Source organism: Variovorax sp. UMC13 (assembly GCF_014170375.1).
In the GTDB taxonomy this organism is placed as follows: Bacteria; Pseudomonadota; Gammaproteobacteria; order Burkholderiales; family Burkholderiaceae_C; genus Variovorax.
The window spans coordinates 188,585-212,803 of record NZ_LZZW01000024.1; the positions used below are offsets into that span (position 1 = coordinate 188,585).

Below are 24,219 nucleotides of genomic sequence, written 5' to 3' on the forward strand. Positions count from 1 at the left end.
CTCGTCGCTGCGCCCCGCCACCCTTAGCCGGCGTGGGCCTTCGCGCCTTGCGGTATGGTTTGCATATGGATACAAAAATGGACGTTGCCGCAAAGCTCGCCAGTTTGCTGGCTCAGCTTAACACGGTGATCGTGGGCAAAGAGGCGCAGGTGCGCGACTGCGTGGCCTGCCTGCTGGCGGGCGGCCACCTGCTGATCGAGGACGTGCCGGGGGTCGGCAAGACCACCCTCGCCCACGCGCTCTCGCACACCTTCGGGCTGCAGTTCTCGCGCGTGCAGTTCACGGCCGACCTGATGCCGGGCGACCTGTCGGGCGTGGCCATCTACGACCGCAACCAGCAGGCCTTCGTGTTCCATCCCGGGCCGATCTTCTCGCAGGTGCTGCTGGCCGACGAGATCAACCGCGCCAGCCCCAAGACCCAGAGCGCGCTGCTCGAGGCGATGGAGGAGAAGCAGGTGACCATCGAAGGCGAGACCCGGCCGCTGCCCACGCCCTTCTTCGTGATCGCCACCCAGAACCCGCACGACCAGCTCGGCACCTTCGCGCTGCCCGAATCGCAGCTCGACCGCTTCCTGATGCGCATCTCGCTGGGTTACCCCGACCGCGCGGCCGAGCGCGAGCTGCTGGCCGGCGCCGACCGGCGCGAGATGCTGGCCACCCTGCCCGCGCTGCTCGACGCGGGCGAACTGCAGGCGCTGCAGCAGCGCGTGCAGCAGGTGCACGCCTCCGAACCGCTCCTGAACTATGTGCAGGACCTGATCGCTGCCACCCGCGACGGCCGCTGGTTCCTGCAGGGCCTGTCGCCGCGCGCGGGCATCGCGATCCTGCGCGCCGCCAAGGCGCAGGCGCTGCTGGCTGGGCGCGACTACGTGGCGCCCGACGACGTGCAGGCCGTGCTGCCGCAGACCGTGGCGCACCGCGTCACGCCCGTGGGCGACGCCGGCCGCGGCGCCTTCGAGCAGGTGCGCGCCATGGTCGCCGCGATCCCCCTCCCCTGACCTGAACCGTCCATGATCGCCACGCTGCGCCGGCGCATCGACGGCTGGTTCCTGTCCCGCCGGCCGCCCAGCGACATGCTCGCGCTGACCCAGCGCAACGTCTACATCGTGCCGACGCGCGCGGGCTGGATGCTGGCGCTGACGCTGGTCGTGTTGCTGGTCGCGTCGATCAACTACCAGCTCAACCTGGGCTACCTGCTGACCTTCATGCTGGCCGGCTGCGTGGCCGTGGGCATGCACGTGAGCCACGCCACGCTGCGCGGCCTAGCCATGCACCTGATGCCGCCCGAGCCGCAGTACGCGGGCAGCGCCGCCATGTTCCGCATCGTGCTGCACAACGCGCGGCGCAGCGTGCGCCACGGCATCGGCCTGGCGGTGCGCGGCAGCGGCCAGTGGGCCTGGTGCGACGTGCCGGCCCAGGGCAGCGAGACGGTCGAGATCGCCTTCAAGCCCGAGCGCCGCGGCCTGCACCCGGTGCCGCCGCTCACGGCCGAGACTCGTTTTCCGCTCGGCACCTTCCGCGTCTGGACCGTCTGGCGGCCGGCCTCGCCGCTGCTGGTCTACCCCGCGCCCGAAGCGCATCCGCCGGCCCTGCCGCCCGGCGAACCGCTGTCCGGCGATGCCAGCACCTCGCTGGCGCGGGCCGCGAGCGCCGGCGAATACGACGGCGTGCGCGCCTACCGCCGCGGCGACCCGCTCAAGCTGGTGGTCTGGAAGAAGGCCGCGCGCGCCCAGGCTGCGGGCTCCGACGAACTGGTGAGCCGCGACACCCAGCAGTCGCAGCGGCACGAGCTCTGGCTCGATGCCCAGCATGCCGGCCTGCCCGATGTCGAGGCCCGGCTCTCGCGCCTGTGCGCCTGGGTGCTGATGGCCGACCGGCTGGGCGTGGACTACGGCCTGCGCGTGGCCGGGCGGCAGGTGCCGCCTTCGCAAGGCGAAGCGCATCGGCGCCGCTGCCTCGAGGTGCTGGCCACATGCTGAACCTGACACAACGGCTCGGCACGCTGCCGCGCGATGCGCGCGACACGCTGTTCCTGCTGTGCGTGATCGCGCTCGTGCTGCTGCCGCAGGTCGGCGCCCTGCCCCTGTGGTGCACGCTGTTCACGCTCGGCGTGCTGGTCTGGCGCGGCACCCTGGCCGTGCAGTCGCGGCCGCTGCCCGGGCGCTGGTGGCGCTTCGCGCTGCTGGCGGTCGCGCTGGCCGCCATCTTCGCCAGCCACCGCACGCTGCTCGGGCGCGATGCGGGCGTCACGCTGGTGGTGGTGCTGCTCGCGCTCAAGACGCTGGAGGTGCGCGCGCGCCGCGACGCGCTGGTGATCTTCTTCCTCGGCTTCTTCGTGATGCTGACCAACTTCTTCCAGTCGCAGTCGCTGCCGACCGCGGTGGCGATGCTGTTGGCGCTGCTGGGCCTGCTGACCGCGCTGGTCAACGCCCACATGCCGGTGGGTCGGCCGCCGCTGCTGCAGGCCGCGCGCACCGCGGGCGGCATGGCGCTGCTGGGCGCGCCGATCATGCTCGCGCTGTTCATGCTGTTCCCGCGCATGGCGCCGCTGTGGGGCACGCCCAACGACGAGATGACCGGGCGCAGCGGGCTGTCGAACAGCATGCGCGTGGGCACCATCGCGCAGCTGGCGCTCGACGACGGCATCGCCGCGCGCGTGCGCTTCGATGGCGGCAGCCCGCCGCCCCAGCCCCAGCTCTACTTCCGCGGCCCGGTGCTGTCGAACTTCGACGGCCGCGAATGGACCGCGACCCCGCCCTGGGAGCGCGGCAGCTTCGACGCCAACCTGCGCGTGCGGGGCGAGCCGGTGCGCTACGAGGTCACGCTCGAGCCCAGCAACCGGCCCTGGCTGCTCACGCTCGACGCCCCCGCGCCGAAAACACTGCCCGAGATCCCCGGCCTGCGCGTGATGGCCACGCCCGAACTGCAATGGGTGGCCAACCGCGCGATCGGCGACCTGGTGCGCTACCGTGCCGAGAGCTATCCGGACTTCCAGAGCGGCCCGCTGCGGCGCACCGCGGCGCTGCAGCCCTATGTGGCGCTGCCCGCGGGCCGCAATCCGCGCACGCTCGCGCTCGCGGCCGAGATGAAGCGCGATCCGCGGTTGGCCAATGCCGACACGCCCGCTTTCGTGCAGGCCGCGCTGGACCGCCTGCGCAGCGGCGGCTACAGCTACACGCTGGAGCCCGGCGTGTACGGCGACGAAACCGCCGACGAGTTCTGGTTCGACCGCAAGACCGGCTTCTGCGAACACATCGCCTCGGCCTTCGTGGTGCTGATGCGCGGGCTCGACATCCCGGCGCGCATCGTCACCGGCTACCAGGGCGGCGAGCTCAACGGCGTCGACGGCTACTGGGTGCTGCGCCAGTCCGACGCCCACGCCTGGGCCGAGGTCTGGCAGGCCGGCACGGGCTGGACGCGGGTCGACCCCACGGCCTCGGTCTCTCCCGGGCGCATCGGCAGCTTCCAGCGGCTGAGCACGCCACCGGGCTTCTTCGCCAACGCGATCGGCACCATGAGCCCGACGCTGTCGCAGAACCTGCGCGCGGCCTGGGAGGCGGTCAACAACCGCTGGAACCAGTGGGTGCTCAACTACACGCAGAGCCGCCAGCTGGACCTGCTCAAGTCACTGGGCTTCGAATCGCCCAGCCTGCAGGACCTGGCCACGGTGCTGCTCTGGATGCTGGTGATCGCGACGTTGGGCGGCGCGGGCTGGACCTTGTGGGAGCGTGCCCAGCACGACCCCTGGCTGCGGCTGCTGCGCCGCGCGCGCCGGCGCCTCGAGAAGGCCGGCCTCGTCCTGCCCGAGCCGGCCACGCCGCGCCAGATGGCGGCGCTGGCCACGCAGCGCTTCGGTGCATCGGCCCAGCCTGCGCACGACTGGCTGCTCGCGCTCGAGGCGCAGCGCTATGCGCCCGCGCCTGCCACCGCGCTGGGCCCATTGCGCGCCGAATTCCGCCGGCTGCGCTGGCCCGCCTGAAAGCAGCGGTATTCCCACAAGGCGCTTTGCGGGGCGACGGCACAATCGACGCATGCGACGCCTCTCCTCGACCGCCCCCTCCCTTCTCGCCGGCCTGCTCCTCGCGGCCCTGGCCCTGCCGCCCGCGGCGATCGCGCAGAACGCCGATGCGCGCCGCGGCGCGACCGCGGTGCGTGGCACCGTGCCCTACGCCACGCGCGACGATGCGATGCGCTTCGCCGACGACGTGGCCGCGCGCCGCAACCTCGACCGCGACTGGGTGCGCGCCACCATCGGCGCCGCGCAGCTGCTGCCCAACGTGCCGCGGCTCATGCTGCCGCCGGCCAAGGGCTCGGCCAAGAACTGGAACGCCTATCGCGCGCGCATCGTCGACCCCATCCGCATCAACGCCGGTGTGCGCTTCTGGCGCGACAACGCGGCGCTGCTGGCGCGGGCCGAGGCCGAGTACGGCGTGCCGCCCGAGATCATCGTGGGCATCATCGGCGTCGAGACGCTCTATGGCCGCATCATGGGCAACTTCCGCGTGATCGATGCGCTGGCCACGCTGTCCTTCGACTTCCCGCAGGGCCACCCGCGCGCGGCCGAGCGCGAGGCCTTCTTCCGCGGCGAGCTCGAGAGCTTCCTGAGCATCGAGAGCCGCACCGCGCAGGACCCGCTGGTGCCGCTGGGCAGCTATGCCGGCGCCATGGGCATGCCGCAGTTCATGCCCAGCAGCCTGGCCAAATACGCGGTCGATTTCGACGGCGACGGCCGCATCGACCTGGTGAACAACACGGCCGACGTGATCGGCTCGGTGGCCAACTACTTCAAGGCCTTCGGCTGGCAGCGCGGCATGGCCTCGATCTTCCCGGTGCGCCTCGACCCCGAGCGGCTGAAGATGCAGATCCTGATGGCGCCCGACATCAAGCCCACCTTCAGCGCCGACAGCTTCGTCGCCGCCGGCGCCACGCTGCGCGGCGAGGCGCTGTCGCACCCGGGCCTGCTCGCGCTGATCGAGCTGCAGAACGGCCCCGACGCGCCCAGCTACGTGGCAGGCACGCAGAACTTCTACGTGATCACGCGCTACAACTGGAGCAGCTACTACGCGATGTCGGTGCTCGAGTTGGGCAACGAGGTCAAGGCGATCGTCTCGCCCTGACCTGGCACGGCCGGATCAGTCCGCCTGCACGCCCGAGGCCTTGATGACCTTCCCCCACTTCGCGGTCTCGGCGGCGAGATGGGTGCGCAGCGATTCGGGCGTGACCTTGTCCATCGGCACGATCTCCGAACTCAGCTCGGCGATGCGAGTCTTCACCGCCTCGTCCTGCAGCGCCGCCCGCAGCGCCACGTTGAGCTTGGCCGTGACCTCGGGCGGCGTGCCTTTGGGCGCATAGACGCCGTGCCAGACCTTCACGTCGAAGCCCTTGAGGCCCTGCTCGTCGAGCGTCGGGATGTTGGGCATCGAAGCCAGCCGCTGCGGCGTGGTCACGCCGAACACCTTGACCCGCTGGCCGTCCTTGATCACCGGCGCGGTCTGCGTCGTCTGGTCGCACAGCAGGTCGACCTGACCGCCCATCAGGTCGTTGAGCGCCGGGCCCGCGCCCTTGTAGGGCACGGTCGTGAGCTCGACCCCGATCTGGCTCGCGAACAGCAGGCCGCAGAGCTGCGACACGGCGCCGATGCCGGCATTGGCCAGCGAGACCTTGTCCTTGTGCGTCTTCACATAGGCCAGCAGCTCGGGGAAGTTGTTGGCCGGGAAGTCCTTGCGCGACAGCAGCGTCATCGGCACGTCGAGCACCTGGCCGATGTACTCGAAGTCCTTCAGCGGATCGAAGCTGAGCTTCTTGTAGAGCGCCGGCGCGGTCGCCATGCCCATGTGATGGATCAGGATGGTGTTGCCGTTGGGCGCGGCGCGCGCCACCCGCGCCGGTGCGATGGTGCCGCCCGCCCCCACCGTGTTCTCGACAATCACCGTCTGGCCCAGCGACTTGCCCATGGGGATGGCCAGCATGCGCGCCACCACGTCGGTCGGGCCGCCGGCCGAGTACGGCACGACCAGGGTGATGGGTTTGTCGGGCCAGGCCGACTGCGCCAGCGCGTGAATCGGCAGCAGTGTCGCGGCCAGTGCGATGCCGCCCAGCCATGTTCGGGTCTTCGATGCCATGTCGTCTCCTAGGGTGTTGTGAACTGAAACCGGTGGCCGCTCAGGCCGGATGAGCCTCCTGCGCCAGCAGGCGCTCGGCCAGCCGGACCACGGGCGCGTCGACCATGCGGCCGTCGACCTTGACCACGCTGCCGCCCGCCGCGCCTACCGCCTCGCAAACGCGGCGCGCCCAGGCCCGCTCATCGGCGCTGGGCGTGAAGGCGGCCTGCACGACCGCGACCTGTTCGGGATGCACGCACAGCTTGGCGCCGAAGCCGCCCCGGCGCGCACGCGCCGCCTCGGCCGCGAGCCGCGCCGTGTCGCGCCAGTCGGCGGTGATGCCGTCCACCGGCGGCGCCAGGCCCGCGCGGCGCGAGGCCAGCAGCAGCGCGAGCCGCACCGGCACCAGCTCGGCCTCGTCGGGCCCGCAGGCCAGGCCCGCGTCGAGCTGGAAATCCAGATGGCCGAACACCAGGCGCAGCACCTGCGGCGCGGCGGCCAACGCAGCGAGCGCATCGAGACCGGCCACCGATTCGATCAAGGGCAGCAGTGCCACGTCAGGGCCCACGGCGCGAGCCAAGGCCGCGAGATCGCCGGCACGCTCGGCCTTGGGCAGCAGCACGCCGGCCAGCCGCCGCTGCGCCGCGAGGCGGCCGGCCAGCGCCACGTCCTCCGCATGCCAGGGCGTGTCGCTGGCGTTGATGCGCACCAGCAGCCGGCCGTGCGCAGCGCTCGGCAGGGCCGCGAAGCTGTGATCGAGCTGCGTGCGCGCCGCGGCCTTGCGCTCGGGCGCCACCGCGTCCTCGAGGTCGACGACGACCGCGCCCGCGCCGCTCGCCAGCGCGCGCGCATGGCGCTCGGGCCGGTCGCCCGGCACGAACAGGAAGGTGCGGGCCAGGGCCAGCGTCGTCATGCGGCGGCCCCGAGCAGCGGGCCGACCACCGGCGCCTCGGCCACGCGCCACAGCGCTGCGATGGCGCTGCGCATCCCGGCCTCGCTCGCGCCGCCGCTGAAGGCCGCGAGCCGCAGCGCCTTGGCCGTGATCTCGTCGCGGCTCAGCGTGTTGCCCGGGTCGCCCTTGGGCTCGTCGACCCGGCCTTCCAGCACACGGCCGTCCCGGGTGCGCACGGTGACCTTGCCGATCCAGCGCCGCGGGTACGCGGCGTCGACCTCGGCGTCGAGCGCCATGTGCACGCGCTCGCGCAGGGCCACCGTGGCGTCGTCGCGGAAGTGCGCGTCGAACTCGGCCAGCCCGGCCTGGCCGAAGCGCGCGACCAGCGCCAGCACCGTGCCCATCGAGAACTTCGACTGGTGCACCGTGGCCGGATCGACCACCGGCCCGAGCACGTCGAGCGCGCCCTGGTGCACGTGGGTCAGCACGCGCTCGATGTCGTCCGCGCGCAGGCCGTGCGCCTGCATCACCGCCAGCAGCGCATCGGCGGCCGGGTGCGTGTGGCGGCAGGAGGCGTGGTACTTGAACGAGGTCTCGGCCAGCGCCCAGCGCGTGCCCAGGCCGTCGACCAGCTTCGCCGGATCGGCGTCGCTCGACATGCCGGCCGCCAGGCCCTGTGGGCCCTCGAGGATCTGTTGCGCGCCGGTGAAGCCGTCGCGCGCCAGGCTTGCGGCCATCAGGCCCGCGGCCGCGGCGTGCGCGGTGTGCAGCTGCTTCGAGTCGGCGGCGGTGCGCAGGAATTCCCACAGCCCCGCGGCCTGCGTGCCGGCCGAGCCGAAGGCATGCTGCATGCGCGCGGCGTCGAGCCCCAGCAGATGGCCGGCCGTGGCCGCCGCGGCCAGCGTGCCCGCGGTGCCCGTGGTGTGGAACACCTTGTAGTGCGAGCGGCCGAGGAACTCGCCGACCCGGATGCCGACCTCGTAGCCCGCCACCGCGGCGGTCAGCAGCTGCCGGCCGCTCGCGCCCAGCGCCTGAGCCCAGGCCAGCGCGATCGGGAACACCACCGTGGCCGGATGGAACACCGAGCCGTTGTGCACGTCGTCCTGCTCGGCCACGTGCGAGGCGGCGGCGTTCACCATCGCCGCGAAGTAAGGGCTGCTGCGGCCGCCGCCCACCAGCAGTTCGCTCTCGCCCTCGGCCGGGCCCATGGCGCGCGCGAAGGCCGCGATGGTCTCGACCGGGCGCGTGCCGTGGCCGGCGATGGCCGAGCCGAACCAGTCGACCAGCAGGTCTTCGGCGCGGCGCAGCACCGGCGCGGGGATGTGTTCGAAGCGCAGTTCGGCCGCGAAGCGGGCCAGCGTGGCGGTGCCCATCAGATGGCCTCCGCCGCGCGCAACGCCGCGATGGTCGCGGCATCGCGGCCCAGCGATTGCAGGATCGCCTCGGTGTGCTCGCCCACCGCCGGCACCGGGTCCATGCGGTAGTCGAAGGCGCTCTGCCGGCCCGGCGGCAGCAGCGCGGGGATCGGGCCCGCGGGCGAGCCGACCTCGCGCCAGCGCGCGCGCGCTTCCAGTTGCGGATGCGCCCACAGCCCGGCCATGTCGTTCATGCGCGCGTTGGCGATCTGCGCCGCATCGAGCCGCTCGAGCACCTGCGCGGTGCTCAGCGTGGAGAAGGTCTCGAGGATGACGGCCTGCAGCGCCTCGCGGTTCGCGTTGCGCCGGGCGTTGGCGTCGAAGCGCGCATCGCCGGCGAGCGCGGGCTGCAGCAGCACCTTCTCGCAGAACAGCTGCCACTCGCGTTCGTTCTGCAGGCCCAGCATCACGGTGCCGCCATCGCCGGCCGCGAAGGGGCCGTAGGGGTAGATGGTGGCGTGCGCGGCCGCATTGCGCGGCGGCGGCGTGGCGCCCTGGTAGGCGTAGTACATCGGGTAGCCCATCCACTCGGCCAGCGACTCGAGCATCGAGACGTCGATGTGCGAGCCCCTGCCGGTCTTGCCGCGCTGCATCAGCGCCGCCAGCACGCCGGTGTAGGCGTACATGCCCGCGGCGATGTCGGCGATCGAATTGCCCGACTTGCAGGGGGTGTCGGGCGTGCCGGTGACCGAGAGGAAGCCGGCCTCGCTCTGGATCAGCAGGTCGTAGGCCTTCTTGTCGCGGTAGGGCCCGTCCTCGCCGTAGCCCGAGATGTCGCAGACGACCAGTGCCGGGTGCACCGCCTGCAGCGTCTCGTAGCCCAGGCCCATGCGCGCCGCGGCACCGGGCGCGAGGTTCTGCACCAGCACGTCGGCGCCGGCGATCAGCTCCCGCAGCACGGCCAGCGCGGCCGGCTGCTTGAGGTCGAGCGTGAGGCTTTCCTTCGAGCGGTTGACCCAGACGAAGTGCGAGGCCTGGCCGTCGACGCGCTGGTCGTAGTCGCGCGCGAAGTCGCCCGTGCCGGGCCGCTCGACCTTGATCACGCGCGCGCCCAGGTCGGCCAGCTGACGGGTGCAGAACGGGGCCGCGATGGCGTGCTCGAGCGAGATGACGGTGATGCCGTCCAGGGGTCGGGTCATGGCGGCCTCCATCAGAACGAACGTGGCAACCCGAGCAGGTGCTCGGCCACGTAGGAATGGATCAGGTTGGTCGAGATCGGCGCCACCTGGTAGAGCCGCGTCTCGCGGAACTTGCGTTCCACGTCGTATTCGCAGGCGAAGCCGAAGCCGCCGTGCGTCTGCAGGCAGGTGTTGGCCGCCTCCCAGCTGGCCTTGGCCGCCAGGTACTTGGCCATGTTGGCCTCGGCGCCGCAGGGCCGGCCCGCGTCGAACAGCGCGCAGGCCTTGAAGCGCATCAGGTTGGCGGCCTCGGTCTCGATGTAGTCGGCCGCGATCGGGAACTGGATGCCCTGGTTCTGGCCGATCGCGCGGCCGAAGACCTGGCGCTCGCTCGCATAGCGGCGCGCCTTGTCGATGAACCAGTAGGCGTCGCCGATGCACTCGGCCGCGATCAGCGTGCGCTCGGCGTTGAGCCCGTCGAGGATGTAGCGGAAGCCCTGGCCCTCTTCGCCGATCAGGTTCTCCACCGGGATCTCGAGGTTGTCGAAGAACACCTCGTTGGTCTCGTGGTTGACCATGTTCAGGATGGGCCGCACCGTCATGCCGTGGCCGATCGCGCTCTTCAGGTCGACGATGAAGATCGACATGCCTTCGGACTTCCTTTTCACCTCGGCCAGCGGCGTGGTGCGGGCCAGCAGGATCATCAGGTCGGAGTGCTGGATGCGCGAGATCCAGACCTTCTGGCCGTTGACGACATAGCGGTCGCCCTTCTTCACCGCCGTGGTCTTGAGCTGCGTGGTGTCGGTGCCGGTGCTGGGCTCGGTCACGGCCATCGACTGCAGCCGCAGCGCGCCGCTCGCGATCCGCGGCAGGTACTGGCGCTTCTGCGCCTCGCTGCCATGGCGCAGCAGCGTGCCCATGTTGTACATCTGGCCGTGGCAGGAGCCCGCGTTGCCGCCGGAGAAGTTGATCTCCTCCATGATCACCGAGGCCTCGGTCAGGCCCAGGCCCGAGCCGCCGTACGCGGTGGGGATCAGCGCGGCCAGCCAGCCGGCCTCGGTCAGCGCGTTGACGAAGGCCTCGGGATAGCCGCGCTGATGGTCGACCTGCTGCCAGTAGGCGGCGTCGAAGCCACCGCACAGCGCGCGCAGGGCCTCGCGCATGTCCTGGTGGCTGTCGGGAGTGGGGATGTCTGTCTTCATGGTGTCTCGTCGTCGGTTCAGGCCAGGGTGGCGGTCGCGCTCATCGTGAGCCAGCCGTCGGCGTCCTCGCCCCAGAGGAGGAAGGTCTTGCCGTCGGCTTCGGGGCGACCGTGCAGCCGGAACGGCGCGGTGTCGAAGGTGGGCCGCACGGCGCGGAATTCGAAGTGCGAGAGGACCGCATCCGGCCGCTCGCGGCGCAGCAGGTCGACCAGCAGGGTGGCGATCAGCGGGCCATGCACGATCAGGCCGGGATAGCCCTCGACCTCGGTCACGTAGCGGCGGTCGTAGTGGATGCGGTGGCCGTTGAAGGTCAGCGCCGAGTAGCGGAACAAGAGCACGTCGTCGGGCACGACGGTGCGGCTGAAGGCGGCGTCCGCCGGGGCCGGCGTGGGCGCGGGCGCGGCTTCGTCGGCGGCGGCCGCGCGGTAGACGATGTCGTGCTCTTCGGTGAGCGCCAGGCCCTGCGCGTTGTGGACTTCGTGCCGCACGCACACGAAGACCAGCGCGCCGCTGCGACCCGCCTTGTGCGTGACCGAGGCGATGGTCGACACGCGCCGCACCGCGTCGCCCACGCGCAGCGGATTGGCCGCCTCCCAGGCCAGCCGGCCGCCGGCCCACATGCGGCGCGGCAGCGGCACCGGCGGCAGGAAGCCGCCGCGCCGCGCATGGCCGTCAGGGCCGATCTCGGACTGGCGGTGGTGCGGCAGGAAGCAGAGCCAATGCCAGAGTTCGGGCAGGCGGGTGCCGGCGTCGGGCGCGGCATCGTCGCGGTCGAGCGTGGCCGACAGCGCGCGCAGCGGCGCGGCGGTGATCTCGTCGTGCAGCGTCTCGCTGCGGCCCTGCCAAGCCTGCAGTGCGGCGAGCACGTCGGCGTCGAGGGAGGATGGAGTGGAGGTGTGGCTGTTCATGCGAGCCGCCATGGTCGCGCCCGCGCCGCCTCCGCACAATCTGCGAGTTTGGAACCAAGCCTTCGGAATCCGCGAAGCCTTGCTAGCATCGGCCCATGCAATTCGACCTGACCGACCTGCGCCTGTTCGTCGCCACCGCCGAGCTGGGCAACCTCACGCGCGCGGCCGAGCGCCAGCACCTCTCGCTGGCCGCGGCCAGCGCGCGCATCAAGGCGCTCGAGGCCCAGGCCGGGCTGCAGCTGCTGACGCGCGAAGCACGCGGCGTGCGCCTGCTGCCGCAGGGCGAGGCCTTCCTGCACCATGCCCGGCTGGTGCTGCACCAGACGGACCGGCTGCGCGACGAACTGCTGGCCTACGGCGGCGGGCTGCGCGGCCACCTGCGGGTGTTCGCCAACACCACGGCCGTGACCGACTTCCTGCCCGAACTGCTGCCGGCCTTCCTGGCGGCGCATCCGCGCATCAACGTCGACCTTCAGGAGAAACCGAACGCTCAGATCCCGCGCGGCGTGCTCGAGGGCCGGGCGGACATCGGCATCGTCGCGGGCAACGTCGACACGCTGGGCCTGGAGGCGATCCACTTCAGCACCGACCGGCTGGTGCTCGTCACCTCAGGCCAGCACCGCTTCGCCAGGCGCAAGCGCATCGCCTTCGCCGAAACGCTGGACGAGGACGCGGTGGGCATGGCGCAGGGCAGCACGCTGCAGGCCTTCCTGACCCAGATCACCGAGCACCTGGGCCGGCGCCAGAAGCTGCGCATCCAGCTGGGCAGCTTCGACGCCATGTGCCGCATGATCGGCAGCGGCGTGGGCATCGGCGTGGTGCCCGAATCGGCCGCGCGCCGCAACCAGCAGGCCATGCAGCTCGCGCTGATCGAACTCAGCGATGCCTGGTGCGTGCGCGAGCGCTACCTGCTGGTGCGCGAGCGCGCCAGCCTGCCGACCTATGCCAAGGCGCTGGTCGAGGCGCTGTGCGCGCACTACGCACAGGCGCCAGAGGCAGAGCGCCCTGAGCTCAGAGCTTCGCGACCTTGACGAACACCGGGTTCGAGTAGAACCACAGGTCGCTGTAGTTGCGCGCGTTGATCGCGTTGAAGCGCACCGCATGGTCGGCGCTCGGCTGGTCGATCTTCTCGTCGGGCAGCGGATCGCCCGCGAGCGTCTCGCCCGGCACGTTGACGCCCAGGTTGGTGCCGCGCAGCCGGAAGTACTGGTTGCCGCTGGCGATCACGGTGAAGCTCACGCTGTTGTAGCCCTCGGCATCGCGTGCCCACTCGTTGGCGGTGAAGCGCTTGATCACGCGGGTCGACGGATTGGTGTCGCGCGCATAGCCCGGCGTGCCCGGCTGCTCGCGCGCGCCCACGTCGCCCACGATCAGGTCGACGTGGTCGACCACCGGCTTGACGTTGGCATAGACGCCGCTGCCCAGCTGGAACTCGTAGTTGTTGCGCTGCGGGCTCTTGAAGCGGATGGTGATCTTCAGCTCCTCGCCGGCCTTGGCCACGAGCTCCGAACCCATCTCGCCATTGCCGGCCGTGCCGGTCACGCGGAAGTCCAGCGCATCGATCAGGCCGCCATTGGCACCGAAGCTGCGGCCCGAGCGCAGCGCATTCAGCAGCGAAGGCGCGTCCTGGATGTCGCCCCAGAGATGGGTCTTGGCGTACTCGCCCGGCGAGTAGCCGCTGCTGTACTGCCCCTTCGAGGTCACGAAGTGGTAGTCGGAATCGGCCACGTTCCAGATCCGGCGCCCCTCGGACAGCAGCGCATCCCAGGTGCCGCCGACCTTGGCGACCAGGTAGTCGACGCCGCCGTACACGCGCGAGGGCAGGTTGGCGGGGATGTAGGCGCTCTCGTAGCCGCCGCGGTTGGGCTCCATCTGGTTGCCGACCATGCCCTCGATCGAGAAGAAGATGTTCGGCGCCAGGTCGTTCATCTCGCGCAGTTGCGCCGCCGTGTACTTGCCCGGATTGCGCGACGGATGGTTGAGCTGCAGGTAGCTGGTGTCGGGGTGGTTCTTCTTGAGCCAGGCGATGGCCTGCAGCGCGTCCTGGTGCGTCGAATAGGCGCGCGTGTCCTTGGCGTCCCAGGCCGCCACGTCGGCTGGCGCGAACATCGCGGCCGGGCGGTTGGTGAACAGGTACTCGAACTGGTTCACCGCCTTGAGCGCCTCGGCCGACATCGAACCGCCGGTGAGGATGCCGATGTTGGCGTGATCGTGCGTGGGCATGTCCCATTCGAAGGACGACAGGATCGTCTTGTCGCGGTACTTGCCGCCGGCCTGCAGGGCCTGGATGCGCGGCACCTCGTACTTCGCCATGCCAAGCGAGAACGGAATCGCATCGATCTTGTGGCCGTCGTTGTCGTAAATGGAAGTACGCAGGTGGTTCGAGATCGCGACCCAGTCGAGGCCGAAGGTGTCGAAGGTCTTGGCCAGCACCTGGTCGAGCGTGGAGATCTGCTGCGTGTCGTCCGACTGGAAGGTGTGGACATGCAGATCGCCGGCGGTCCAGCGGCCGGTCGGCACGGTCGGCTTCGCGGGCTGCGGGTCGGGCGTGGTCGGCGTCGTGGGCACCGGCGGCACGACCGCGACCGGCGTGCCGCTGTCGGAGCTGCCGCCGCAAGCGCTCAGCAGCGCGGTGCCGAGCAGCAGGCTGTAGAGCAGCGGTGTGGAACGAAGCGGGACCGCCGCAAAGCGACGCGACAAGGAGTAAGAAGAAGACATGGTGATGTGCAATGCGGCGCATCAGCGCACCGGCCTGCGAGCGCAGTGCGCGATGTCGACGACACGCACCCAACGGACCAGGAGCGGAACGGGAGGCAGTCTGCGCAAACTGCATGACATGGCGATGAAGAACGGGCATTTTTCCGGCACCGGATGCCCGCGCCGGCCCGTTATGCTTGGCCCGATGCTGACCCTCACGGCCCTCGTCTGTCCGCAATGCGCCGCGCCGCTGCCCCGCGCGGCACGCTGGCGCACCGTGCAATGCCCGTACTGCGGCGCCACTGTCATGCGCGGCGAGGAGATCGTGCAACGCGCCGACTTCCATGCCGCCTGGCTGCGCGCGCAATCGCACGCGGCCGACGGGCAGGTCTTCCAATGGCGGGACGCGCGCTACCGCGTGCTGATGCCGCTGGGCCACGGCCGGCACCACGAGCTGCTGCTGGCCCAGCGCCTGGGCGCCGCGCCCGAGCGCGTCACAGTGAAGCTCGCGCATGTCGCCGGCCACGCCGACGGGCTGCGCCAGGAGTACCAGGTGATGCGCGCGTTGCAGGCGCTGCAAGGCCCGGGCGCGGCCTACTTCACGCAGCGCCTGCCGCAACCCATCGGCGTGGGCCCGGCCACCACGGCGGCCGGCGGCTCGCACGATGCGCTGCTGCTGCGCCACCCGCCCGGCCACTGGGGCAGCCTGGCGGCCGTGGCGCAGGCCCAGCCCGAGGGCATCGATGCGCGCCATGCCGTCTGGCTGTGGCGCCGCATGCTCGAGGTGCTGGGCTTCGTGCATGCCCACGGCTGGACCCATCGCGACCTGACACCGGCGCATGCGCTCGTGCATCCGCACGACCACGGCGTGCTGCTGGTCGGCTGGCGCGAAGCGCGGCAGGCCGAGGGCCGCGCGCTGGCCGATGCGGTGGCGCACGACCTGCGGCAGTCGGCCTGGACGATCCGCGCGGTGCTGCATGGCAGCCGCGACGGCGGCACGCCCGGCCTGGGCGCGCACACGCCCGCGCCGCTCGCCGAGCTGCTGCGCCGTTGCAGCGAAGACGGCACGGCCCTGGACGCGGCCGCCCTCCAGCTCGCACTGACCGAGGCCGCGCTGGCCGCCTTCGGCGCCCCCCGATTCATCCCCTTCAACCCCGCGCCGCACGGCGCGTGAAACCCAGGAGTCAACGAGATGGGCTATGGCAACTACTCGCACGCGGCCCATGCCGCGCTGCTCGCCGACCGTGCCGCGCAACCCGGCCAGGAGGTCTTCACCCAGCGCGGCGTGCACCCGCTGATGAACCCGCGCGGCCTCAAGGTGCGCGAGTCGCGCGACAACGCCGACCATCCGAATTCGCTGCCGGTGGTGTTCGCGCTCGACGTCACGGGCTCGATGGGCGACATCCCGCAGCTGCTGGCGCGCCAGGAGCTGCCGACCTTCATGAAGCTGCTGACCGACTGCGGCGTCGCCGACCCGCAGCTGATGTTCATGGCCATCGGCGATGCGGTGTCCGACTCGGCGCCGCTGCAGGTCGGCCAATTCGAATCGACCGCCGAACTGATGGACCAGTGGCTCACCTCGAGCTACCTCGAAGGCGGCGGTGGCGGCAGCGGCGAGGAGAGCTACGAGCTGGCCTTCTACGTGCTGGCCCAGCACACCGACAGCGACGCCTGGGCCCAGCGCAAGAAGCGCGGCTATCTGTTCATGACCGGCGACGAGCTGCCCTACAACGCCGTCTCGCGCCACCAGATCGAGGCGCTGATCGGCGACAAGCTCGACGAGGACATCCCGATCGAGGAAGTGATCGCAGCCGCGGCCGAGACCTACCACCTGTTCTTCCTGATCCCCGACGCGCAGCGCCGCCGCCGTTGCGAAGGCCGCTGGCGCGAGCTGCTGGGCGACCATGTGATCTGCATGGACGCGCCCGAAGACGCCTGCGCCGTGGCCGCCGGCATCGTGGCGCTGACCGAGCACGCCGTGCCGGGCCTCCAGGGGCTCACGCAGGTGATGGCCGCGCACGGCACGCCCAAGGAGCGCATCGCCACGGTTGCGCATGCGCTCGAGGCCTACGCCGAGCTGCTGGACCCGAACGCGCCGAAACGCGCCCGGCCGACCGCGGCCTCGGCAGCTGCCGGCCCGCGTTCATGGTGGAAGAAGCTGCTCGGATGAAGACAACGCTGCGGTGACGCGCTACGTCTCGCTGCTGGGCCTGGGCTTCGGCGACTGCGGCAAGGGCCTGTTCACCGACCACCTCTGCCGCACCGAGGCCGCCCACACGGTGGTGCGCTTCAACGGCGGCGCGCAGGCCGGCCACAACGTGGTGCTGGCCGACGGCCGGCACCACACCTTCTCGCAGTTCGGCGCCGGCAGCTTCGTGCCCGGCACGGCCACGTTGCTCGCAAGCCCGGTGATCGTGCATCCGACCGGGCTGCTGATGGAGCACGCGGCGCTGGAAGAAGCCGGCGTGCACGATGCCTTCGAACGGCTGCAGATCGACGCGCGCTGCCGCGTCACCACGCCCTTCCACCAGGCGGCCGGGCGGCTGCGCGAATGGTCACGGCGCGCGCAGGCCCATGGCAGCTGCGGCGTGGGCGTCGGCGAGACGGTGCGCCAGACGCTGGCGCAGCCTGGCACCGTGCTGCGCTACGGCGACCTACTGCATCCAGCACGCGCGCTCGAGACGCTCGAAGCCATCCGCCACGCGCTGCACGACGAATTCGCATCGCGCGCGCCGCCGCACGCCGCATGGGCGCAGGAGTTCGCGCTGCTCGCCAGCCCGCAGGTGGCCCGGCGCTGGCTGGCCGCGGTGCAGCCCTGCCTCGAACGCGCGCCGCCCGCCTCGGTCGATGCGGTGGCCGCGCGGCTCGCGCGGCCGGGCTGCGTGCTGTTCGAGGGCGCGCAGGGCGTGCTGCTCGACGAGGCGCGCGGCTTCCATCCCCACACCACCTGGAGCACGGTCTCGACGCAGGCGGTGGAGGCCGTGCTGGGCGATGCCGGCATCGCCGCGCGCGTCGAGCACCTGGGCGTGCTGCGCAGCCACCTCACGCGCCATGGCGCCGGCCCGCTGCCCACGGCCGATGCCGCGCTCGACCGCCTGCCCGAGCCGCACAACGCCGACACCGGCTGGCAGGGCCGCTTCCGCCGCGGTCATCCCGATGCGCTGCTGTGGGCCTATGCGCTGCAGGCCGTCGGCCGGCTCGACGGCCTGGTCGCGAGCCACCTCGATGCCATCGATGCGGCACATCCGCTGCGGTGGTGCGAGGCCTACCGGATCGACGGCGAAGCCGCGCCGGTGAGCGCCCTGCCCTGCCCGCCCGTGCCCGACCTCGACACGCAGGCCGCGCTGACCCGGCGGCTGCTGCGCGCCGAACCCGTGTACGACACGACGCCCGTCTCGACGCCAGCACAATGGATCGAACGCATGCAGGCGCTGGCCGGGCTGCCGGTGCGGCTGACGTCCTTCGGCCCGACCTCCGCGCACGTCCGGGCCTGAGCCCGCCGATCCGCGCATATCGATCCTCGGAAAACTTCCTTGGCCCTCGGCGCGGCCCTGGGTACGGTCGCGGTCTCACGACAGACAAGCGATCTTTCCCATGGGCGCACGCGATTTCCTCCAGCATTCGGCACTTTCCGCCACCGACGGCCAGCGCCGCCACGAGGCCGACGTGCTCGTCATCGGCGGCGGCCCGGCCGGCACCTGGGCGGCGGTCAGCGCCGCGGCGCAGGGCGCGCGCGTGGTGCTGGCCGACAAGGGCTTCTGCGGCACCTCGGGCGCCACCGCGCCCTCGGGCACCGGCCTGTGGCACGTCTCGCCCGAAGGCACGGCGCGGGCCGACGCCAAGGCCGCGCGCTTCGCCATGGGCGGCCACCTGGCCGAGCACGCCTGGATGGACCGCGTGCTGGCCCAGACCTGGGACAACGTCGAGCGGCTCAAGGAATGGGGCTACCCTTTCCCCGCCGACGAGGAAGGCCGGCTGCGCTGCAACTCGCTGCAAGGCCCCGAGTACATGCGGCTGATGCGCAAGCGGGTCAAGGAATCGGGCGCGCGCATCCTCGACCACAGCCCGGCGCTGGAGCTGCTGGTCGACGAGCACGGCACGGTCTGCGGCGCCACCGGCGTCAACCGCCAGAGCGGCGAGACCTGGGTGGTGCGCGCCGGCGCGGTGGTGATCGCCACCGGCGGCTGCGCCTTCCTCAGCAAGGCCCTGGGCTGCAACGTGCTGACCGGCGACGGCCAGCTGATGGCGGCCGAGGTCGGCGCCTCGCTCTCGGGCATGGAGTTCTCCAACGCCTACGGCCTGGGCCCGGCCTTCTCGTCGGTCACCAAGTCGCTGTTCTACAACTGGGCCACCTTCTACGACCGCGACGGTCAACCCGTCGAAGGCGCCGGCTCCTCGCGCGGGCGCAGCATCATCGCGCAGACCCTGCAGGCGCAGCCGGTGTTCGCCTGCATCGACCGCGCCGACGCGCAGGTCCGCGCCTGGATGCGCACCGCGCAGCCCAACTTCTTCGTCTCCTTCGACCGCCAGGGCATCGACCCCTTCACCCAGCATTTCCCCGTGACGCTGCGGCTCGAAGGCACGGTGCGCGGCACCGGCGGGCTCAACCTGGTCGACGACAGCTGCGCCACCTCGGTGCCCGGCCTCTACGCCGCGGGCGATGCGGCCACGCGCGAGCTGATCTGCGGCGGCTTCACCGGCGGCGGCAGCCACAACGCGGCCTGGGCGCTGTCCTCGGGCTTCTGGGCCGGGGCCGGCGCGGCCGCCTTCGGCCAGGACGCACGCAGCGCGGGCGCCCACCGGCCGGCCCTGCGCGCGGGCGGCGTGGCCCTGAACACGCGCGGCGCCACGCCCTTCGACAGCCAGACCGTGGTGCGCGCCGTGCAGGACGAAGTCTTTCCCTACGAGCGCAACTGGTTCCGCCAGGGCGAGGTGCTCGACGCGTCGCTGGCGCGCCTCGATGCGCTGTGGGCGCAGCTGCGCGGCAGCGCCCCGGCGCCCACCGCCGCCGAGGCGGTGCGCGCACGCGAAGCCGCGGCCATGCTGGCCACCGCGCGCTGGATGTACCGAAGCGCGCTGCAGCGCACCGAGACCCGCGGCATGCACCGGCGGCGCGAGCACGGCGCGCTCGACCCGTCGCAGCAGCACCGGCTGCTCAGCGGCGGCCTCGACGAGGTCTGGGTCCAGCGGCAGGCGGTGCTGAACGAAGCCGCGGCGGAGGTGACGGCATGATCGAACTCATCAGCGCCGAGCGCTGCACCGCCTGCAACATCTGCGTCAACGCCTGCCCGACCAACGTGTTCGAGGCCGTGGCCGGCGGCCCGCCGCGCATCGCGCGGCAGGACGACTGCCAGACCTGCTTCATGTGCGAGCTCTACTGCCCCGAGGACGCGCTCTACGTCGCGCCCATCGCCGACCGCCGCGCCACCGCCGAGGAGCGCGAGCCCGCCACCGCCGCGCTGATGGGCAGCTACCGCAGCGCGGTCGGCTGGGGCCGCGGACGCACCTCGACCGCGTCGGCCGACGCGAGCTACGAACTCCTGGGCCGCGCCCACTGATCCTGATCCATCCGCCATGTCCCACCTGCGCTCCCCCACCCGCCGCCGCCTGCTCCAGGGCGCGCTCGGCGCCGCCGCGGCCAGCACCCTGCCCGGCTTCGCGATCGCCCAGGCCCAGGCCACGAACGGCGTGCTGCGCCTGGGCTACATCGGCCCCAGCAAGAAGCCCGCGGCCGCCACCGGCTGGGCGCTGCGCGAAGGCGGCCTGCAGAAGGAACTGGCGCCGCTGGGCATCCGCGAGATCGTCACGCGCAACTTCCCCAACGGGCCCGACCTCAACGAGGCCTTCCTCTCGGGCGCGCTCGACGTGGGCATCTACGGCGACACGCCGGCCGTGGTCGCGCGCGCCCGCGGCTTCGACGCCAGGCTGATCGGCTTCGACACCGTGGGCATGAACGTCTGGCTGCTCACGCCGCGCGGCGGCGTACGCAGCGTGAAGGAACTCGAAGGCCAGACCATCGGCATGGCGCGCGGCTCCTACATGCACCGCTACGTGCTGGGCCTGCTCAAGGAGCACGGCCTGCAGAAGTCGGTCAAGGTGATCCACATGTTCCCGCGCGACGGCGAGGCCGCGCTCGACCGCGGCTCGATCGCGGCCTTCGCGGCGCAGACCGACGTCGGCCCGCTGCTGGCCTCGCGCGGCTACCCGGTGATCGACCAGGCCGACCAGCATCCGACGCTGCGCGGCACGCAGGTGATCGTCGCCTCGCAGAAGACACTGGCCGCCGCGCCCGGCCTGCCCGCGGCCTGGACCCGGGCGCGCCGCACCGCGCTGCAGGACATCCACCGTCGCAGCGATGCCTACTTCGACTTCCATGCCGAGGTCAGCGGCTTCCCGCTCGAGGTGGTGAAGATCTCGCATCCGCTGTCGCAGTTTCCCGAAGTGGCCTACCCGGCCGAGGGCGTGGCGCTGCTGGGCGAGGTCAAGCGCTTCCTCTTGAGCGAGAAGCTGATCGACAAGGACTTCTCGCTCGACGACTGGCGCGTCAGCGACGCCTGATCACGGCGCGGCCCGGGCCCGCCACGCGCGTGCGGCATCATGGTGGCCCTTGCCACCTTGGCGCACACGAGGACCACACCGATGATCATCGGCATCGACCTGGGCACCACGCACAGCCTGGCCGCCGTCTGGAAGGACGGCCGCCCCCACCTGGTGGTGAACGCGCTGGGCGCCTACCTCACGCCTTCCTGCGTGAGCATCGACGAAGACGGCAGCGTGCTGGTCGGCCAGGCCGCGCGCGACCGGCTGCAGACGCATCCCGAACGCACCGCCGCGCTGTTCAAGCGCTACATGGGCAGCGACAAGAGCTTCCAGCTCGGCGCGCGCGGCTTCCGCGCCGAGGAACTCTCGTCGCTGGTGCTACGCTCGCTCAAGGCCGACGCCGAAGCCATGCTGGGCGAGCCCGTGACCGAGGCCGTGATCACCGTGCCGGCCTACTTCTCCGACAGCCAGCGCAAGGCCACGCGCATCGCGGGCCAGCTCGCCGGACTGCAGGTGGAGCGGCTGGTGAACGAACCCACGGCCGCCGCGCTGGCCTACGGCCTGCACCAGGACGAGGACGCGACCCAGTTCCTGGTGTTCGACTTGGGTGGCGGCACCTTCGACGTCTCGATCCTCGAGATGTTCGAGGGCGTGATGGAGGTGCGTGCCACCGCCGGCGACAACTTCCTGGGCGGCGAGGACTTCGTCAACGAGATCGTGCAGCTCTTCTTCGCCGAGACCGGCCTGCCCGAGACCGCGCGTGCCGACGGCGGCTTCATGCAGCAACTCGTCGCACGCGCCGAAGTCGCCAAGCGCGCGCTGTCGGACCACGAGAGCGCCACCCTCGCGCTCCACTGGCAGGAGCGCGAGCACACGCTGGTGCTGACGCAGGAGCGCTTCCGCGCGATCAGCGAGCCGCTGCTGGCCCGGCTGCGCGCGCCGGTGGAGCGTGCGCTGCGCGACGCCAGCATCCGCGCCGGCGAGATCGACAACGTGGTCCTGGCCGGCGGCGCGACCCGCTCGCCCATCGTGCGCCAGATGGTCACGCGCATGTTCGGCCGCTTCCCCGCGATGGACATCAACCCCGACGAGGTGGTGGCGCTGGGCGCGGCCGTGATGGCCGGCCTGAAGGCGCGCGACGCGGCGCTCAAGGAAGTGGTGATGACCGACGTCTGTCCCTACACCCTGGGCGTCGAGACCGTGCACCGCATGCCCGGCGGCGGCGAGGTCGACGGCTACTTCTCGCCCATCATCGAACGCAACACCGTGGTGCCGGCCAGCCGCGTCAAGCGCTACATCCCGGTCAGCGAGGGCCAGCGCATCCTGAGCCTCGAGATCTTCCAGGGCGAGGCGCGGCTGGTGCGCGACAACATCAAGCTGGGCACGCTCGAGGTGCCGCTGCCCCGCGCACCGCGCGCCGAGGCCAACGTCGAGGTGCGCTTCACCTACGACGTGAACGGCCTGCTGGAGGTCGAGGCCACGGTGCTGGCCACGCAGGAGGTGCACCGGCTGGTGATCCAGGGCAACAGCGGCGTGCTGAGCGAGCTGGAGATCGCGGCACGGCTCGCGCAGCTGGCCGAGCTCAAGATCCACCCGCGCGACAAGGCCGAGAACCGGGCGCTGGTGGCACAGGCCGAGCGCGTGTTCCAGCAGCTGCGCGCCGATGCGCGTGAGCGGCTGGGCGACGAGATCTCACGCTTCGAGCTCACGCTGGAATCGCAGGACGAACGGCAGATCCGCCCGGCGCGCGAGCGGCTGCGCAAGGCCATCGGCTTCTTCGAACGCGACAGCCACTTCGACCCGGACTTCGTGTTTTGAGCGCCGTGACCGACGCCTTCGAGCGCCTCGGCATCGCGCCGACCCGCGACATCAAGACCATCAAGCGCGCCTATGCCGTGGCGCTCAAGGCCATCGACCAGGCCAGCGAGCGCGAGGCCTTCGAGCGGCTGCGCCAGGCCTACGAGCAGGCGCAGGCCTGGGCCGCGCGCGCGGACGAGGAAGACGAAGACGAAGACGAAGACGAAGACGAAGAAGAGGAAGAAGGCGACGAGGAGGACGGCGAGGATCGGGAAGACGAGGCGCCCGCCGACACCGACGAGCCGGCCGCGCCCGTGCCGTTCGCAGCGCCGCCCGCCCAGGCGCCTGCGGCGCCCGTGCCTCCACCGCAGCGCCCCGACGAGGCCCGCCAGGCCCTGCAGCACTGGTGCACGCAACTGCGCGACGCGACCCCCGGCGCCATCGCGGCCCTGCTCGAGAACGCCCTGACCGACCCGCGGCTGCTGCACCTCGACAGCCATGCGCAGCTCGAAGCCCGCATCGCCGACCTGCTGCACGACGACCCGGCCGGCCGTGCCGTGCTGTTCGACGCCGCGGCCCGGCGCTTCCACTGGACCGACCGCAACGCCCGGCCGATCGCCAGCACCCAGGCCGCGCAGTGGATCTCCCGCGTGATCAACCAGGGCCTGCAATGGCAGGCGCAGACGCCGGCGGCGATCGCGCTGCAGCAGCAGGCGCTGGCCACGGTCGCGCGCGTGCCCTCGCCGCAGGCGGAGCAGGTGCGCAGCTTCGCCGAGGTGCTCGAGCACCTGGCCAGCGATTTCCCCGACTGGTTCGCGCTGCACCTCGACGCGCAAGGCCACGCCCATCTGCCGGCATGGCAGGCGGTGCATGCGAAGCTTGCGCCGCGCTGGGCGCGCCAGGCCGAGCGCAAGGCCCGCTACTTCGGCACCCGGCGCAAGACGGCCAGCACCGTCCTCGGCGGCCTGTTCGTGCTGATGCTGGCCACGGCCGTGCTCTCGGGCGTGATGAACCGCCTGCTCGGCAGCCACGCGCCGCCCGCCGTGGCCGCGGCGCAGGGCCAGACCGGCATCGGCGCGCCGCCCGCCACGCCCGAAGCGGTGCTGGCCTACGAATTCACCGGCGCCGTGACCCGCGACAGCTGCGAGAGCGCCGAGGAATTCGTGCACGAGTCCAACTGGCTGCAGGTCGACGACAGCGACGCCGTGGCCCTGCTTGCCACGCGCGCCATCCGCTGCCAGGACAAGGGCCTGTGGTCACGCAAGGACGACACGCTGATGGCCTGCCTGCGCGCCGAACGCGCCGCGGCGCTGGGGGCCGGACGGGCCGAGGAAGCGCGGCGCTGTTTGAAGCTCGACGCGGCGGGGAAATAAGCGCACGTTCACGCAGTGCGGACTTGGCCGGCCTTGCCTGCAAGCCGCGGGCGGCCGGCGGTGCGGGTCGTCTTGCGCCACGCCGTCGCCTTCGGCGCTGACGGTGGATGCCGCCGGCATCGCCCCATCTTCAGTTCTTTGATGGTTTTTCATGCCTCAGCTGCGCTGACAGCGTG

The 24,219-nt window shown here is 71.7% G+C and carries 20 protein-coding genes; 13 read left to right on the forward strand and 7 right to left on the reverse strand.

Annotated features, from left to right (window positions below; translation table 11 throughout):
• Nucleotides 1-77 precede the first annotated feature (77 nt).
• From A9977_RS20215 to mltB, 4 genes are read left to right on the forward strand one after another with little or no spacing between them, the layout of a single operon-like run.
• Nucleotides 78-998 (forward strand): MoxR family ATPase, encoded by a 921-nt coding sequence (locus A9977_RS20215; RefSeq protein WP_183026668.1) that lies wholly within the window; start codon nt 78-80, stop codon nt 996-998.
• 12 nt (nt 999-1,010) lie between these two features.
• Nucleotides 1,011-1,979 carry a DUF58 domain-containing protein gene (locus A9977_RS20220; protein WP_183026669.1) on the forward strand — a complete coding sequence of 323 codons (969 nt, stop codon included), beginning with the start codon at nt 1,011-1,013 and terminating at the stop codon, nt 1,977-1,979.
• Nucleotides 1,973-3,979 carry a DUF3488 and transglutaminase-like domain-containing protein gene (locus A9977_RS20225; protein ID WP_183026670.1) on the forward strand — a complete coding sequence of 669 codons (2,007 nt, stop codon included), beginning with the start codon at nt 1,973-1,975 and terminating at the stop codon, nt 3,977-3,979. Before A9977_RS20220 ends, A9977_RS20225 begins: the two co-directional genes overlap by 7 nt.
• A gap of 52 nt (nt 3,980-4,031) precedes the next feature.
• Nucleotides 4,032-5,117 (forward strand): lytic murein transglycosylase B, encoded by a 1,086-nt coding sequence (gene mltB / locus A9977_RS20230; RefSeq protein WP_183026671.1) that lies wholly within the window; start codon nt 4,032-4,034, stop codon nt 5,115-5,117.
• 15 nt (nt 5,118-5,132) lie between these two features.
• On the opposite strand, the gene A9977_RS20235 is transcribed toward mltB, so the two are convergent.
• From A9977_RS20235 to A9977_RS20260, 6 genes are read right to left on the reverse strand one after another with little or no spacing between them, the layout of a single operon-like run.
• Nucleotides 5,133-6,122 carry a tripartite tricarboxylate transporter substrate-binding protein gene (locus A9977_RS20235; RefSeq protein WP_183026672.1) on the reverse strand — a complete coding sequence of 330 codons (990 nt, stop codon included), beginning with the start codon at nt 6,120-6,122 and terminating at the stop codon, nt 5,133-5,135.
• Nucleotides 6,123-6,162: 40 nt separating this feature from the next.
• Nucleotides 6,163-7,014, reverse strand: coding sequence for a CoA ester lyase (locus A9977_RS20240; RefSeq protein WP_183026673.1), 852 nt, complete (start codon nt 7,012-7,014; stop codon nt 6,163-6,165).
• On the reverse strand, nt 7,011-8,366 hold the full coding sequence (locus A9977_RS20245; protein ID WP_183026674.1) for an MmgE/PrpD family protein: 1,356 nt from the start codon (nt 8,364-8,366) through the stop codon (nt 7,011-7,013). Before A9977_RS20245 ends, A9977_RS20240 begins: the two co-directional genes overlap by 4 nt.
• Nucleotides 8,366-9,547 (reverse strand): CaiB/BaiF CoA-transferase family protein, encoded by a 1,182-nt coding sequence (locus tag A9977_RS20250; RefSeq protein WP_183026675.1) that lies wholly within the window; start codon nt 9,545-9,547, stop codon nt 8,366-8,368. The genes A9977_RS20245 and A9977_RS20250 overlap by 1 nt, the downstream gene beginning before the upstream one ends.
• 11 nt (nt 9,548-9,558) lie before the next feature.
• Nucleotides 9,559-10,728, reverse strand: coding sequence for an acyl-CoA dehydrogenase family protein (locus tag A9977_RS20255; protein WP_183026676.1), 1,170 nt, complete (start codon nt 10,726-10,728; stop codon nt 9,559-9,561).
• 17 nt (nt 10,729-10,745) lie between these two features.
• Nucleotides 10,746-11,636 carry a MaoC family dehydratase N-terminal domain-containing protein gene (locus tag A9977_RS20260; protein ID WP_183026677.1) on the reverse strand — a complete coding sequence of 297 codons (891 nt, stop codon included), beginning with the start codon at nt 11,634-11,636 and terminating at the stop codon, nt 10,746-10,748.
• Between the two features lie 95 nt (nt 11,637-11,731).
• Here A9977_RS20260 and A9977_RS20265 point away from each other — a divergent pair, with 95 nt between their 5' ends.
• Complete coding sequence (locus A9977_RS20265) at nt 11,732-12,667, forward strand: LysR substrate-binding domain-containing protein (protein ID WP_183026678.1); 936 nt, start codon at nt 11,732-11,734, stop codon at nt 12,665-12,667.
• On the opposite strand, the gene A9977_RS20270 is transcribed toward A9977_RS20265, so the two are convergent.
• Complete coding sequence (locus A9977_RS20270; protein ID WP_183026679.1) at nt 12,648-14,354, reverse strand: S-layer protein; 1,707 nt, start codon at nt 14,352-14,354, stop codon at nt 12,648-12,650. The two genes, A9977_RS20265 and A9977_RS20270, sit on opposite strands and share 20 nt — an antisense overlap.
• Before the next feature lie 184 nt (nt 14,355-14,538).
• Between A9977_RS20270 and A9977_RS20275 the strand changes: the two genes are divergently transcribed.
• The 8 genes from A9977_RS20275 to A9977_RS20310 all read left to right on the forward strand — a co-directional run bounded on the left by A9977_RS20275 (nt 14,539) and on the right by A9977_RS20310 (nt 24,043).
• Entirely contained in the window at nt 14,539-15,507 is a 969-nt protein-coding gene (locus A9977_RS20275) for a protein kinase family protein (RefSeq protein WP_183026680.1), read from the forward strand.
• A gap of 18 nt (nt 15,508-15,525) precedes the next feature.
• Nucleotides 15,526-16,503 (forward strand): VWA domain-containing protein, encoded by a 978-nt coding sequence (locus A9977_RS20280; RefSeq protein WP_183026681.1) that lies wholly within the window; start codon nt 15,526-15,528, stop codon nt 16,501-16,503.
• Nucleotides 16,504-16,516: 13 nt separating this feature from the next.
• Complete coding sequence (locus tag A9977_RS20285) at nt 16,517-17,827, forward strand: adenylosuccinate synthetase (RefSeq protein WP_310936172.1); 1,311 nt, start codon at nt 16,517-16,519, stop codon at nt 17,825-17,827.
• 100 nt (nt 17,828-17,927) lie between these two features.
• The gene (locus A9977_RS20290; protein WP_183026683.1) at nt 17,928-19,565 is read left to right on the forward strand and encodes an FAD-dependent oxidoreductase; all 1,638 of its coding nucleotides are present in this window, start codon (nt 17,928-17,930) and stop codon (nt 19,563-19,565) included.
• Entirely contained in the window at nt 19,562-19,891 is a 330-nt protein-coding gene (locus tag A9977_RS20295) for a ferredoxin family protein (RefSeq protein ID WP_183026684.1), read from the forward strand. Before A9977_RS20290 ends, A9977_RS20295 begins: the two co-directional genes overlap by 4 nt.
• Nucleotides 19,892-19,907: 16 nt before the next feature.
• On the forward strand, nt 19,908-20,891 hold the full coding sequence (locus tag A9977_RS20300; RefSeq protein ID WP_183026685.1) for an ABC transporter substrate-binding protein: 984 nt from the start codon (nt 19,908-19,910) through the stop codon (nt 20,889-20,891).
• A gap of 81 nt (nt 20,892-20,972) precedes the next feature.
• Entirely contained in the window at nt 20,973-22,691 is a 1,719-nt protein-coding gene (locus A9977_RS20305; RefSeq protein WP_183026686.1) for an Hsp70 family protein, read from the forward strand.
• Entirely contained in the window at nt 22,688-24,043 is a 1,356-nt protein-coding gene (locus A9977_RS20310) for a J domain-containing protein (RefSeq protein ID WP_183026687.1), read from the forward strand. The genes A9977_RS20305 and A9977_RS20310 overlap by 4 nt, the downstream gene beginning before the upstream one ends.
• The last annotated feature ends 176 nt before the right edge of the window (nt 24,044-24,219 follow it).

Excerpts from the sequence above, each read along its gene's own strand:
- A9977_RS20215 (WP_183026668.1), top strand. The coding sequence starts at position 78 with ATGGACGTTGCCGCAAAGCTCGCCAGTTTGCTGGCTCAGCTTAACACG.
- A9977_RS20220 (WP_183026669.1), top strand. The coding sequence starts at position 1,011 with ATGATCGCCACGCTGCGCCGGCGCATCGACGGCTGGTTCCTGTCCCGC.
- A9977_RS20225 (WP_183026670.1), top strand. The coding sequence starts at position 1,973 with ATGCTGAACCTGACACAACGGCTCGGCACGCTGCCGCGCGATGCGCGC.
- mltB (WP_183026671.1), top strand. The coding sequence starts at position 4,032 with ATGCGACGCCTCTCCTCGACCGCCCCCTCCCTTCTCGCCGGCCTGCTC.
- A9977_RS20235 (WP_183026672.1), bottom strand. The coding sequence starts at position 6,122 with ATGGCATCGAAGACCCGAACATGGCTGGGCGGCATCGCACTGGCCGCG.
- A9977_RS20240 (WP_183026673.1), bottom strand. The coding sequence starts at position 7,014 with ATGACGACGCTGGCCCTGGCCCGCACCTTCCTGTTCGTGCCGGGCGAC.
- A9977_RS20245 (WP_183026674.1), bottom strand. The coding sequence starts at position 8,366 with ATGGGCACCGCCACGCTGGCCCGCTTCGCGGCCGAACTGCGCTTCGAA.
- A9977_RS20250 (WP_183026675.1), bottom strand. The coding sequence starts at position 9,547 with ATGACCCGACCCCTGGACGGCATCACCGTCATCTCGCTCGAGCACGCC.
- A9977_RS20255 (WP_183026676.1), bottom strand. The coding sequence starts at position 10,728 with ATGAAGACAGACATCCCCACTCCCGACAGCCACCAGGACATGCGCGAG.
- A9977_RS20260 (WP_183026677.1), bottom strand. The coding sequence starts at position 11,636 with ATGAACAGCCACACCTCCACTCCATCCTCCCTCGACGCCGACGTGCTC.
- A9977_RS20265 (WP_183026678.1), top strand. The coding sequence starts at position 11,732 with ATGCAATTCGACCTGACCGACCTGCGCCTGTTCGTCGCCACCGCCGAG.
- A9977_RS20270 (WP_183026679.1), bottom strand. The coding sequence starts at position 14,354 with ATGTCTTCTTCTTACTCCTTGTCGCGTCGCTTTGCGGCGGTCCCGCTT.
- A9977_RS20275 (WP_183026680.1), top strand. The coding sequence starts at position 14,539 with ATGCTGACCCTCACGGCCCTCGTCTGTCCGCAATGCGCCGCGCCGCTG.
- A9977_RS20280 (WP_183026681.1), top strand. The coding sequence starts at position 15,526 with ATGGGCTATGGCAACTACTCGCACGCGGCCCATGCCGCGCTGCTCGCC.
- A9977_RS20290 (WP_183026683.1), top strand. The coding sequence starts at position 17,928 with ATGGGCGCACGCGATTTCCTCCAGCATTCGGCACTTTCCGCCACCGAC.
- A9977_RS20295 (WP_183026684.1), top strand. The coding sequence starts at position 19,562 with ATGATCGAACTCATCAGCGCCGAGCGCTGCACCGCCTGCAACATCTGC.
- A9977_RS20300 (WP_183026685.1), top strand. The coding sequence starts at position 19,908 with ATGTCCCACCTGCGCTCCCCCACCCGCCGCCGCCTGCTCCAGGGCGCG.
- A9977_RS20305 (WP_183026686.1), top strand. The coding sequence starts at position 20,973 with ATGATCATCGGCATCGACCTGGGCACCACGCACAGCCTGGCCGCCGTC.